Source organism: Halostella limicola (assembly GCF_003675875.1).
GTDB classification, from domain to species: Archaea; Halobacteriota; Halobacteria; order Halobacteriales; family Natronoarchaeaceae; genus Halostella; species Halostella limicola.
Map to the genome: position 1 here is coordinate 244,640 of NZ_ML014752.1, position 11,828 is coordinate 256,467.

An 11,828-nucleotide genomic window follows, 5' to 3' on the forward strand; every position below is an offset into this window, starting at 1 on the left:
GCGATCGAACGCCGTATTAAATTAATCAAGGAGTGTCGAAAAGGGTTTAGGGGGACCGATACAACGAGGTGATATGCACGAACTCGACGAAACCGACCTGGGAATCCTGCGACTCCTCGTCGCGGACGCTCGCCGCCCGTACAGCGAGATCGCCGACCAGGTCGACGTGTCCCCGCCGACCGTGTCCGACCGCGTCGAACGGTTAGAGGAGATGGGTATCATCGAGCGCTTCACCCTCGACATCGACCGGTCGATGCTGTCCGACGGCGTCTCCGTGCTCATCGACGTCGACCTCCGCCCGGGCGCGGTCGGCGACATCAAGCACCGCCTCGCCGAACTGGACCAGGTCGAGCACGTGTTCGCCACCGCGGACGCGAGCGTTGTCGTGCAGGCGACCGTCCGCGAGGACGAGGTTCAGGCGATGCTCGCCGAGGCCATCGACATGGAGAAGGTCATCGAGTACGACGTCCGCCTGCTCGCGGACTCGTTCTGGAACCCCGAGGTGAACGGCGCCGAGTTCGCCCCCGACTGCGACGAGTGCGGCAACACCGTCACCAGCGAGGGCGAGTCGGTCCGAATCGACGGCCAGCTCCACCACTTCTGTTGCTCCACCTGTCGGAGCAACTTCGAGGAGCGCTACGAGAAACTGAAGGAATCGGCGTAACGGTCGTCTCGGCGTCCGACCCGGCCCTCCGCTTTTTCACGTTGCCTTTGCACCAGTGAAGAGTACCGAAAGGGTAGTTCTCTCGCCATTGTGATTTAGAATCCAAGAAACTCCCAGGGGAGATCCTTAGTCTGTAAGGGGAAACCCGCATGAACGTGGACCCCGTATATAGATCCGATGAGAGAGTCCCACGTCCGCATCGCGGGCATGAGCTGCGCCAACTGCTCCGAGACGGTGTCCGAGGCCGTCGAGAAGCTCGAAGGCGTGGAGTCCGCGAGCGTCAACTACGCGACCGACGAGGGGACCGTCCGGTACGACCCCGACGTCGCGTCGCTGGCCGAGGTGTACGACGCTATCGAGCGCGCGGGTTACGACCCGGAGCGCCGGTCGGTGACTGTCGGCATCACCGGGATGACCTGCGCGAACTGCGCCGAGACGAACGAGGACGCGCTGGAGTCGGTCCCCGGGGTTATCTCCGCGTCGGTCAACTACGCGACCGACGAGGGGACCGTCGAGTACAACCCCGAAGACGTCTCGCTCGACCGGCTGTACGACGCCATCGAGGACGCCGGCTACGAGCCGGTTCGCGAGACCGACGACGGGAGCGGCGACGGGGAGCGCGACAGCGCGCGCGACGGGGAGATCCGTCGACTCCGCCGGTTGACGCTGTTCGGGGCCGTCCTCGCGCTCCCGATGACAGCGTACATGGCCGGCGAGATCTTCCTCGGCGGGATGCCCGAGACGGTCCTCGGCGTGCCGTTCGGCTGGATCGCCTTCCTGCTGACGACGCCGGTGCAGGTCGTGCTCGGCAAGGAGTTCTACGTCAACTCCTACCGGGCCCTGGTGCGGAACGGCCGGGCGAACATGGACGTGCTGATCGCGCTGGGCTCGTCGACGGCGTACGTCTACAGCCTTGCCGTCCTGCTCGACCTGTTCCCGGGCGGGCTCTACTTCGAGACGGCCGCGCTCATCCTCGTGTTCATCACGATGGGCAACTGGCTGGAGGCCCGGTCGAAGGGCCAGGCCAGCGACGCGCTCCGGCAGTTGCTCGAACTGCAGGCCGACACCGCGACCGTCGTTGACGACGACGGCACCGAGCGCGAGGTGCCGGTTGAGGACGTGGAGGAGGGCGACCTCCTGCGCGTCCGTCCCGGCGAGAAGGTCCCGACCGACGGCGTGGTCGTCGACGGCGAGAGCGCGGTCGACGAGTCGATGGTCACCGGCGAGTCCGTCCCCGTCGAGAAGAGCGAGGGCGACGAGGTCGTCGGCGCGACGATCAACGAGAACGGCGTGCTGACGGTTCGCGCGACGAAGGTGGGCGAGGAGACGGCGCTCCAGCAGATCGTCTCGCTCGTGAAGGACGCCCAGTCGCGCCAGCCCGAGATCCAGAACGTCGCGGACCGCATCAGCGCCTACTTCGTGCCGGCGGTCATCGGCAACGCCGTCCTCTGGGCGGTGCTGTGGGGGCTGTTCCCCGAGACGCTGGCCGGGTTCGTGAACGCGTTCCCCCACTGGGGGCTGGTCGGCGGTGGTCCCGACGTGGTCGGCGGCTCCGTCTCCGTCTTCGAGTTCTCCGTCGTCGTGTTCGCCAGCGCCGTCCTCATCGCCTGCCCCTGCGCGCTCGGGCTCGCGACGCCGGCCGCGACGATGGTCGGCACCGCCATCGGCGCGCAGAACGGCGTCCTGTTCAAGGGCGGCGACGTGCTGGAGCGGGTGAAAGACGTCGACACCGTCGTCTTCGACAAGACGGGCACCCTGACCGAGGGCGAGATGGAGCTGACGGACGTGGAGGTCGTCGCCGCGTCGCCGGACGGCGGTGACGTAGCCGCTGACGGAGGGGCGGTCACCGCCGACCGCGACCTCACCCCCGACCGCGTCCTCGAACTCGCGGCGACCGCCGAGCGCGCCAGCGAGCACCCGCTGGGCGAGGCGGTCGTCGAGGGCGCTCGGGAGCGCGGCGTCGAGGTTCCCGAGGCCGAGGAGTTCGAGAACGTCCCCGGTCACGGCGTGGTCGCCGAGACCGACGCCGGCACCGTCCTCGTCGGGAACCGTCGCCTGCTCGAGCGCAACGACGTCGACTGGTCCCCCGCTCGGGAGGCGACCGAGCGCCTCGAGTCCGAGGGGAAGACGGCGATGCTCGTCGCGCTGAACGGCCGCGTCGTCGGCGTCCTCGCGACCGCGGACGCGCTCAAGGAGACCAGCGCCGACGCCGTCGCTCAGTTGCGCGAGCGCGGCCTCGACGTGATGCTGATCACCGGTGACAACGAGCGGACCGCCCGCGCCGTTGCCGAGCAGGTGGGCATCGACCCCGGAAACGTCCGCGCGGAGGTGCTGCCGGAGGACAAGGCCGCCGCGGTCGACGACATCCAGGCCGACGGCAGCCGCGCGATGATGGTCGGCGACGGCGTCAACGACGCGCCCGCGCTCGCGACGGCCTCGGTCGGCGTCGCGCTCGGCAGCGGCACGGACGTCGCCATCGAAGCCGGCGACGTCACGCTGATGCGGGACGACCCCGCCGACGTGCTGAAGGCCATCCGCGTCTCCGAGGGGACGCTCCGGAAGATAAAGCAGAACCTCGTCTGGGCGCTGGGCTACAACACGGCGCTCATCCCGCTTGCCTCGCTCGGCCTGCTGCAGCCGGTCTTCGCGGCCGGGGCGATGGCGATCTCCAGCGTGAGCGTCCTCACGAACAGCCTGCTGTTCAAGCGGTTCGACCCCTAACCGCAACTATTCTAAGGGGACGCGCCCCACTGTTACCCATGGCGATCGAACTCGAAGTCGAGGGGATGACGTGTCAGGGTTGCGAGGAAGTCGTCGAGAAGGCGCTGGAGATGGCCGACGGCGCCGAGGAGGCCTCGGCTGACCGGTACGAGAGCGTCGCCGAGATCGAGGGCGACGCCGACCCCGAGACGCTCGTCTCGAAGGTCGAGATGGCCGGCTACGAGGCGTCGACGTAGGCGACTGTCGCTTCCCGTTCTCCGTGCGCTCGCCCGCCAGCGGCGGGTCCGGCGCCGCCTGTCCCCGGCACTGCCCGATCCCACCAGTGGCTCCGCCCGCTGCGGCCCCCGGCAGGCCGGCGCGTTCCGTGGTCAGCACACACCGCGACCCGGCCACGGCGAAGATGATACGGCGGCAGACGCCGTCAGACAATCATTCTGACCGGTTCGCGGGGTGATAGTAGCCGCTACTTTTCCCTGTCTGGACCGTAGCGGCGCCGATGACTGATCAGACCTCGCTCGACCGCCGTCGGTTCGTTCGACTCGCCGGAAGCGCCGCCTCGCTCGCGCTCGTCGCCGGGTGCGGCGGCCCCGGAGAGAGCGGAAACGGTACCGACGCCGGCGCGCAAACCGAGGCGGGACCCGACGAGGGGGCGGGGGGCGGCGGCCAGGGCGGCGGCTCCCGCGAGGGCGAGGAGGGCAGCCAGCAGGTCGAGGAATGGCTCTCCGAGACGGACAACTACAGCGGCGTCGTCGACCAGACCGACGTGAACCGGGCGACCGTCGCGGTCGGCGCGCCGGGCAACGGCGGTAACAACGTGTTCGACCCGGTGGCGATCCGGATCTCGCCGGGAATGACGGTGCGCTGGACATGGACCGGCGACGGCACGCACAACGTGGTCGAGCGGGACGAGACGTTCAAGAGCGGGTCGCCGACCGGCGACGCCGACGAGGTCTACGAGTTCGACTTCGAGGAAGAGGGCACCTACCTCTACTACTGCGAACGCCACGAGGGCAGAGGGATGAAGGGAGCGATCGTCGTCGGAGAAGGTAGCGGAACCGGCGACGGGAACGGGTCCGGCGACGGCAACGAGACCGACGGCGGCAACGAAAGCGACGACGCCCAGACGGAAAGCGAGGGGACCGGCTACGACGACGGGAACGGGTCCTGAGTCGCCTCAGCGGGAGAGATGTGACCGCCACACAGCCCGGCGTTTTTGACCGTAGAGACTCAACAGTATAACATGGGTAACGACCCGCTCGACAGACGACAGTTTCTTCAGGCGACGAGCGCAGCGGCAACTACCGCGCTGCTCGCGGGGTGCGGCGACGGCGGGGGCGGCGACGGCGACGGAGGTGGCGGCGACGGCGGGGGCGGCGAAGACGGAGGCATGGACGATACGGAAACGGAGACGGAAACGGAGACGGAGACGGACGGCGGCGGCAACGAGACCGACGGCGGCGGGGGCGGCAACGCGGAGGTCGACGAGTTCCTCTCCGACACCAGTAACTACGACAGCATACAGGACGAGACGGGCAGCAGCGAGGTGAGCGTCGCGGTCGGCGCGGAGGGCAACGACGGCAACTTCGCGTTCGAGCCCGCCGCGATCGAGGTGGACGCCGGCACCGACGTCGTCTGGGAGTGGACCGGACAGGGCGGCCAGCACAACGTCGTCGATGAGGACGGCGAGTTCGAGAGCGAACTCACCGAGGAGGAGGGGTTCACGTTCACGCACACCTTCGAGGAAGCGGGGACGTACCTCTACGCCTGCACCCCGCACCGGAGCCTCGGCATGAAGGGCGCCGTCGTCGTCTCCGAGTGAGTGGGCCGGAGCACCGACGGTCGACGCAGTAACCGGGCCGCCCGCGGCGGCCGCCGTCCGCTGGATTCGCGGAAACCGCGGCCGTTTTAATCGCCACCGGCGTACCGGGGTGCGTGGAGAACGTAACAGACCGCACGCGGAACCCGTTCGGCATGTCGCCGCCGTGCGAGACGCCCTGCTCGGCGGACCACGACGCGGTCCACGGCTACGGCGACGCCAACGCCGACTTCCACGCGATCGGCGACCATCCCGGCGCTCACGGCGGTCGGTCGACCGGCGTTCCCTTCACGGGGACCGACGGCGCCCGACGCATCCAGTCGGCGCTCCACGAGGTCGGCCTCCTCGCCGACCCGTACGCCGACGAACCGACCGCGGAGAACCTCTTCTGCAGTTACCTGCACACGTGCTGCGCGCCCGAGGGCGAGACGCCGGACCGCGAGTCCTACGCCCGGCTCGAACGCTTCTTCGACGCCGAGTTCCGGGCGATCAACGCCCACGTCCTGCTTCCGGTCGGCGAGCGAGCCACGGCGCACGTCCTGCAGGAGCACACCGCACAGGCGCACAAGTTGGAGCTCGATATGCCGTCCCTACACGCGACCGAGGTCCGGGGACGGGGCTACCTCGTCGTCCCCGTGCGCGACCCCGAGGAGTGGACCGACACGGATCGGGAGCGCCTCGTCGGTCGGCTGAACGCCATCCTCGACTCCGACTACCGGCAGGAGAGCGACCTCGGCCGGTTCCTCCCCGGCGACGAACCGTACCGAGTCCGGTGACCGGAGGTCGGCGTGGCCGCGACCGCTCCGCTTCCGCGGGACTACCGCCGTGGCTGCCGAAACCGCCAGAGACAAGCGATCGCCGGTAGTGCCATCGCGCATGCGCCGCCTTCGCGGGCGCCCGCTCGGCGCCTGGTTCGTCCTCGCGACGGGCATCGTTCTCGGCGTTCGCACCCTCTACCTGATGCGCCTCGGCCGCGCCGACTGGTTCGCGATGAACTTCAAGGTGTACTACCACGCCGCCGAGGCCGCGATGGCCGGCGGCGACTTCTACGCCGCGACGCCGCCGGACTGGCCCGCCTACCGCTACCTCTACCCGCCGGTGTCGATACTGGCGTTCTACCCGTTCGCGCTCCCCGAGACGTGGGTCCCCGGCTACGCCGTCCACACGCTGCTCGCCGCGGCGGCAGCCGTCGCCGGCGGCGTCCTGCTCTGTCGGTACGTGGAACGCGCGGGCCGCTCGCTGTCGAGGGTCGACTACGCGCTCGTCGCCGGCTTTCTCCTGCTGTCGATCCACTCGGCGCCGACGCTGTTCTACGGGAACGTCAACGTCCACCTGGCGGCGCTCACCGTCCTCGGGTTCGTCGCGCTCGACCGGGACCGGGAGGCGCTCGCGGGCGCCGCGATCGCGCTGGTCGCCTTCTTCAAGGTGTTCCCCGCGCTGTTCGGCGTCTGGTTCCTCCGCCGCCGGGCCTGGCGCGCCGTCGGGAGCGCGTTGGCGACCGGCGGCGGCCTGCTCGCGCTCGGTGTCCCCCTCTACGGCGTCGAGACGACCCGCACGTACGTCACCGAGGCGCTGCTTCCCCGGAACCGCGCCGACCAGTTCGCCGGCGGCCTCGACCCGAACAGCGCCTACCTCACGCTCCGGCGGCCGCTCTCCGTGCTCTTCCCCGAGATGGACCCGACGCTGCTGGTCGCGCTCCCGTTCGTCCTGCTCGCGCCGGTCGTCGCGTACCTCTACACGGGCGTCGAGGACCGGACGGACCGCCTCGTCGCCGTTCACGGCACCGTGACGGCGACGCTGCTGGTGCTTCCCTCCTACTTCATCTACTACGTCTACCTGTTCTTCCCGCTCGTGGCCCTGCTCTACCTCATGGACGCGAGCCGCGCCCGGACGCTGTTCGTCGCCGGCGCGGCCGTCGCGAACCTGTCGTTCACGCTCAACAACGCCGAGAACGTGGTCCGCCTCCTCCCGGAAGTGGTCCGGCCGACGCTGTTCGCTGCCGTCCGGCCGACGTTCACGCTCGCGTCCCCCATCGAGTACGGAATGGCACTGATGCTCGGGGCGTGCGTGCTCCACCGGGCGACCAGAGAGGCAGAGGCGGTCAGAACAGACGCTTCAGCCGCGGCGTGACGAACGCGTTGAAAAGCAGCGTGACGACCGCGCCCAGCGGCAGGAGGCCGAACGCGACCACCGTCAGGACCGGCCGGTCGATCCCGCCCGCGTTGGCCCCGAGCCCGGTCAGTGGCGCGAGGACGGCAGCGACGTAGAGGTACGTCGGCTGCCAGGCGAACGCCTTCCGCGTCGTCCGCACCACGACGATGAAGATGGCGGGCATGAGCACCGCGCCGATGGCTATCAGCACGCCCGGCCCCGGCGCGGACCCGATGAGCACCGTCGTCCGGACGAACTCGAACACGGGTACGAGGCCGTAGTCGGCGGCGAGCAGCGCTTCCCGCAGCGCCGCGGCGTCGGTCCCGCTCGCACGTACCTGCGCAGCCAGTTCCCGGAGCGCGTCGAGGTTCTCCCGGGCGTACATGCCGACCCCGACGGCGTAGACGAGCGTCGTCAGGAAGACGAGCGGCCACCCGTAGTTGATAGACCGCAGTCGATCGATAAGCCCCGGTCCGTCGGCCGTCGACGTCGCGCCGTCGTCGCTCTCCGCTCCCGATCCGGTCGCGGCGTCCGCCGCGGAGCCCGTTCCGGCGCCGGACGCGCTCGTCGTCCCGGTCCGCGTCGACGCGGTGGTGCCCGTCCGCGTCCCGGTAGTCGCACTCGACGACGTTCCGGCCCCGGTAGCGGTCCCGCTCGCGCTCGTACTCGTCGTCGATCCGCCGGAGCCCCGCCCGGTTCCGCCGGTTCCGCCGGTTCCGGTCGAGGCCCCGGTCGTACCGGTGGCTCCAGCGGTCCCCGTCGCCGACGTCGTCCGCGTCGACGACCCGTCGGTAGTCCCGCTTCCCGAAGCGCCGGCGGTCGTTCCGCTCGTCGCGCTCGACGCGCTCGATGCGCCGCCGGTCGCCGCCGATCCGTCGCTCGCACTCCCGTCGGAGTCCGCGGGCTTCCACTGGTCGGCGCTCGGCAGGCCCTCGAGGCGCTTCGCGACGTAGTCCTTGTGCCCCAGGCGGTCGTACGCCTTCCGCTCGACCGGGTCCTTCAGGGTGTCGTACCCCTTCTTGAGGGCGGTGAACTGCGCGGGGGCGCGCGGGTCGTCGTTCAGGTCCGGGTGCACCTCCTGGACCTTGTCCCGGAACGCGTCCTTGATCTCGTCCTGGGAGGCGTCCTCGGAGACCCCGAGAAGATCGTAGAAGTCATACGCCATAGATACTGTTCGTTCCGAGAACACGCATCCGGCACTTATATTTTCATTGCAAAAATTCCAGCTCTCGCTAGAAGTCAGTAAGTGTCGCCTGCCCCGACGGCGCCTCGTCGCCCCCGGTCTCGTCGTCCGAGAGTGCCGTCTCCGAGTCGGCGTCTTCCGCCGAATTGCCGTCGTCGGACACCGATCCCTCGCCGTCATCCCCCCAGCCGTCGAGGCTCGTCTGGTCCGCCGCCGCGAAGCTGAGGTTCGAGACGCGGACGCCGACCTTCCGCACGGGGGCGTCCGCGAACTCCTCCAGCAGGTCGAGCGCCACCTCCTCGACGAGGTCCGGTTCGTCGACGGGGCCTGGGAGCGAGCGCGCCCGCGTATTCACGTCGAACGGCGGCGTCACCGCCTTGATGCCGATCGTGCGGTACATCGCGCCCTCCCGCCGGGCGCGGTCGGCGACGGCGGTCGCGAGGGTCCGCACCTGTTCCCGTTTCGGCTCCGCCTCCGCGACGGGGTTCGCGAACGCGGACTCCCGCGAGAGGCTCTTCGGCCGCCCCTTCGGGGTCACCTCGCGGTCGTCCTCACCGCGGGCGCGCTCGTACAGCTCCCGGCCGCGACTGTCAAACGCCGCCTCCAGCTCTCCGGGGTCCGCGTCCGCCACGTCGCCCGCGGTCTCCAGACCCATCTCCCGGAGTTCGCGCGCCGTGACGGGGCCGACGCCGTGTATCTCTTCGACGTCGAGCGGCGCGAGGAAGTCCCGTACCTCGTCCGGTTCCACCACGACCAGCCCGTCCGGCTTCTCCCGGTCGCTCGCCACCTTCGCGGTACTCATGTTCGGCGCGACGCCCACGCTCGCGACCACGCCGACCTCCCGCTCGATTCGGTTTTTCACGTGTCTGGCGAACCCCTCGGCCACCTCCCAGGCGGTCCGGTCCGTCACGTCCAGGTACGCCTCGTCGATGCTCACCTCCCGAACGGTGTCGGCGCACTCGTGGAGGATCTCCTTCACCCCCCCGCTGACCGATTCGTAGAAGTCCATGTCGACCGGCCGGTAGTGGCCCGCCTCGTCGACGTTCTGGTCTGGATCGTCGCGCGCTGCGACCTTCCGCGGGAGCCTGTCCAGCGCCGTCGAGATGGCCTGTGCGCTCTCGACGCCGTACTCCCGGGCCTCGTAGCTCGCCGTGGCGACCGCCCCGACGTCGTCGCCCGGCTCGTACCCCATCCCCACGACGACGGGCTCGCCGCGCAGTTCCGGCTCGCGCAGCCGCTCGCAGGACGCGTAGAAGCAGTCCATGTCGACGTGGAGGACTATCCGGTCCCGCTCCTCCGCGTCGGGCGCGCCCGGCAGCCGCGGCCCGCCGCTGTCGGCCATGTCACGCGATTGGGAGTCGAGGGTATTAATCACTTGTTCGCCGGTGCCACTGTTTTTGCGCCCGCGGTCGGATCGCTACCTATGCCCGACCCGGACCTCGACCGATTCGAGTCGCGCCGCTCGACCGCCTACGCCCCGAACGGTCTCGTCGCGACGAGCCAGCCCCTCGCGGCGCAGGCCGGCGTGGAGACGCTCCGCGACGGCGGCAACGCGTTCGACGCCGCCGTCGCCACCGCGGCCGCCCTCAACGTCGTCGAACCGACGAGCACGGGGCTCGGCGGCGACGTGTTCGCGCTCTACCGCACCGCCGACGGCGAAGTCGGTGGGATGCGCAGCTGCGGCGGCGCGCCGGCGGACGCGACTATCGAGAACGTCAGCGAGGCCGTCGCCGACGAGCAGGACGTCGATCCCGAGGACGCGACGATGCCCGACCTCGGGCCGCACACGGTGACCGTTCCCGGCACGGCGCGCGGCTGGGAGGCAACCTTGGAGGAACTCGGGACCATCGACCTCGACGAAGCGCTCCAGCCGGCGATCCGCTACGCTACGGACGGCTATCCCGTTACCGAGGTCATCGCCCATCACTGGTCCGGCGCGGAGGACCTGTTCGACGACGACAACGCCCGCGCGGCGTACCTCTTCGACGGCGAGACACCGGACGTCGGCCAGACCGTCCGCCTCCCGGAACTCGGCCGGTCGATGGAACTCATCGCCGAGGAGGGCGCCGACGTCGTCTACGAGGGCGAGATAGCGGACGCCATCGTAGACGAGGTACAGGCGAAAGGGGGCTTCCTCTCGCGCGACGACCTCGCTACCTTCGAACCCGAGTTCGTCGATCCCGTCAGCACGACGTACAACGGTGCCGAGGTCTACGAACTCCCGCCGAACAACCAGGGGTTGATCGCCCTCGAAGCGCTGAACATCGCCGAGGAGCTCGGCGCCGGCGACTACCCCCTCGACTCGCCCGAACGCGTCCACTACTTCACCGAAGCGCTGAAGCTCGCCTTCCACGACGGACACCGCTACATCACCGATCCCGATTACGAGGAGATCCCGCCGCTCGCGAGCAAGGAGTACGCCGCGGAACGCGCCGAGGCCGTCGGGGAGGAAGCCCTGGATGACGTCGACGTCGGCCTGCCGAACGCGAACGCCGAGGACGCCGACACCGTCCTGCTCACCGTCGCGGACGCCGAGGGGAACCTCGTCTCGTACATCAACTCCCGGTTCGCCGGCTTCGGCAGCGGCCTCGTCGCCGGCGACTCCGGCATCGCGCTCCAGAACCGCGGCGCGTCGTTCTCGCTCGACCCCGACCACCCGAACCGCCTCGAACCCGGGAAGCGCCCCTTCCACACGCTCGTCCCCACGATCGCGAAGTTCGGCGCGGACGACTGGGCCGCGTTCGGCGTCATGGGCGGGTACATGCAACCGCAGGGGCACGTGCAGATCATCTCGAACCTCGTCGACTACGATCTCCCGCTCCAGGCCGCGCTCGACCGACCGCGCTTCCGCTACCGGGAGAACGGTCAGTCCGGGATCGAGGAGCGCCTGACCGACACGGTCCCATCGAAGCTCGCGCGCAAGGGCCACGACGTCGCCGTCCTCCCGCCGGCGCTGTTCGGCGGTGCGCAGATCGTGCGGAACCGGGGCGGCACGCTCTCCGGCGCGACCGAACCCCGAAAAGACGGCGTCGCGATCGGGTTCTGAGCCCGGGAGACTGTTGGCACTCGTCGCTCTCGCTGGTGCTGTGCGTAAATAGTGACACCCCCAGCAGCCCGCTGGCTGCTGAGGGTGCAAGTATGAATGGCAGGCGGCGAACCGGATTTTCCAGAGGGTCGCCCACTCCAGTACTCGCCGGAACGCTGGCGGGCTTAACGTCCGTGTTCGGGATGGGTACGGGTGTTTCCCCGCCGCGATGGCCGCCTTAACGCCGACTCGCGGAATCGAACCGCGA

The 11,828-nt window shown here is 69.6% G+C and carries 10 protein-coding genes and 1 rRNA gene; 8 read left to right on the top strand and 3 right to left on the bottom strand.

Features of this window, described 5'->3' with window-relative positions:
- Positions 1 to 73 precede the first annotated feature (73 nt).
- From D8670_RS01230 to D8670_RS01260, 7 genes are all read left to right on the top strand, one after another.
- Complete coding sequence (locus tag D8670_RS01230) at positions 74 to 664, top strand: winged helix-turn-helix transcriptional regulator (RefSeq protein WP_121816274.1); 591 nt, start codon at positions 74 to 76, stop codon at positions 662 to 664.
- Between the two features lie 177 nt (positions 665 to 841).
- Positions 842 to 3,385 (top strand): heavy metal translocating P-type ATPase, encoded by a 2,544-nt coding sequence (locus tag D8670_RS01235; RefSeq protein ID WP_121816275.1) that lies wholly within the window; start codon positions 842 to 844, stop codon positions 3,383 to 3,385.
- A 38-nt stretch (positions 3,386 to 3,423) separates the two neighbouring features.
- A complete protein-coding gene (locus tag D8670_RS01240; RefSeq protein WP_121816276.1) occupies positions 3,424 to 3,621 on the top strand; it encodes a heavy-metal-associated domain-containing protein in 198 nt (65 codons plus the stop codon).
- A gap of 260 nt (positions 3,622 to 3,881) precedes the next feature.
- Positions 3,882 to 4,553, top strand: a complete 672-nt coding sequence (locus D8670_RS01245; protein ID WP_121816277.1) for a halocyanin domain-containing protein — start codon at positions 3,882 to 3,884, stop codon at positions 4,551 to 4,553.
- Between the two features lie 72 nt (positions 4,554 to 4,625).
- Positions 4,626 to 5,204, top strand: coding sequence for a halocyanin domain-containing protein (locus tag D8670_RS01250; protein WP_121816278.1), 579 nt, complete (start codon positions 4,626 to 4,628; stop codon positions 5,202 to 5,204).
- Between the two features lie 113 nt (positions 5,205 to 5,317).
- A complete protein-coding gene (locus tag D8670_RS01255) occupies positions 5,318 to 5,977 on the top strand; it encodes a uracil-DNA glycosylase family protein (protein ID WP_121816279.1) in 660 nt (219 codons plus the stop codon).
- 100 nt (positions 5,978 to 6,077) lie between these two features.
- A complete protein-coding gene (locus D8670_RS01260) occupies positions 6,078 to 7,331 on the top strand; it encodes a glycosyltransferase family 87 protein (RefSeq protein WP_205254128.1) in 1,254 nt (417 codons plus the stop codon).
- Here the strand turns inward: D8670_RS01260 and D8670_RS01265 are convergent.
- Together D8670_RS01265 and dinB are read right to left on the bottom strand one after the other, a co-directional pair.
- Complete coding sequence (locus tag D8670_RS01265; protein ID WP_121816280.1) at positions 7,303 to 8,517, bottom strand: J domain-containing protein; 1,215 nt, start codon at positions 8,515 to 8,517, stop codon at positions 7,303 to 7,305. The two genes, D8670_RS01260 and D8670_RS01265, sit on opposite strands and share 29 nt — an antisense overlap.
- 67 nt (positions 8,518 to 8,584) lie before the next feature.
- Positions 8,585 to 9,877 carry a DNA polymerase IV gene (gene dinB / locus D8670_RS01270; RefSeq protein ID WP_121816281.1) on the bottom strand — a complete coding sequence of 431 codons (1,293 nt, stop codon included), beginning with the start codon at positions 9,875 to 9,877 and terminating at the stop codon, positions 8,585 to 8,587.
- A gap of 81 nt (positions 9,878 to 9,958) precedes the next feature.
- Here dinB and D8670_RS01275 point away from each other — a divergent pair, with 81 nt between their 5' ends.
- A complete protein-coding gene (locus D8670_RS01275; RefSeq protein ID WP_121816282.1) occupies positions 9,959 to 11,581 on the top strand; it encodes a gamma-glutamyltransferase family protein in 1,623 nt (540 codons plus the stop codon).
- A gap of 98 nt (positions 11,582 to 11,679) precedes the next feature.
- Here D8670_RS01275 and rrf read toward each other — a convergent pair.
- Positions 11,680 to 11,801, bottom strand: a 5S ribosomal RNA gene (gene rrf / locus D8670_RS01280).
- Positions 11,802 to 11,828: the final 27 nt, after the last annotated feature.

Excerpts from the sequence above, each read along its gene's own strand:
- D8670_RS01275 (WP_121816282.1), top strand. The coding sequence starts at position 9,959 with ATGCCCGACCCGGACCTCGACCGATTCGAGTCGCGCCGCTCGACCGCC.
- dinB (WP_121816281.1), bottom strand. The coding sequence starts at position 9,877 with ATGGCCGACAGCGGCGGGCCGCGGCTGCCGGGCGCGCCCGACGCGGAG.
- D8670_RS01260 (WP_205254128.1), top strand. The coding sequence starts at position 6,078 with ATGCGCCGCCTTCGCGGGCGCCCGCTCGGCGCCTGGTTCGTCCTCGCG.
- D8670_RS01235 (WP_121816275.1), top strand. The coding sequence starts at position 842 with ATGAGAGAGTCCCACGTCCGCATCGCGGGCATGAGCTGCGCCAACTGC.
- D8670_RS01230 (WP_121816274.1), top strand. The coding sequence starts at position 74 with ATGCACGAACTCGACGAAACCGACCTGGGAATCCTGCGACTCCTCGTC.
- D8670_RS01245 (WP_121816277.1), top strand. The coding sequence starts at position 3,882 with ATGACTGATCAGACCTCGCTCGACCGCCGTCGGTTCGTTCGACTCGCC.
- D8670_RS01250 (WP_121816278.1), top strand. The coding sequence starts at position 4,626 with ATGGGTAACGACCCGCTCGACAGACGACAGTTTCTTCAGGCGACGAGC.
- D8670_RS01265 (WP_121816280.1), bottom strand. The coding sequence starts at position 8,517 with ATGGCGTATGACTTCTACGATCTTCTCGGGGTCTCCGAGGACGCCTCC.
- D8670_RS01240 (WP_121816276.1), top strand. The coding sequence starts at position 3,424 with ATGGCGATCGAACTCGAAGTCGAGGGGATGACGTGTCAGGGTTGCGAG.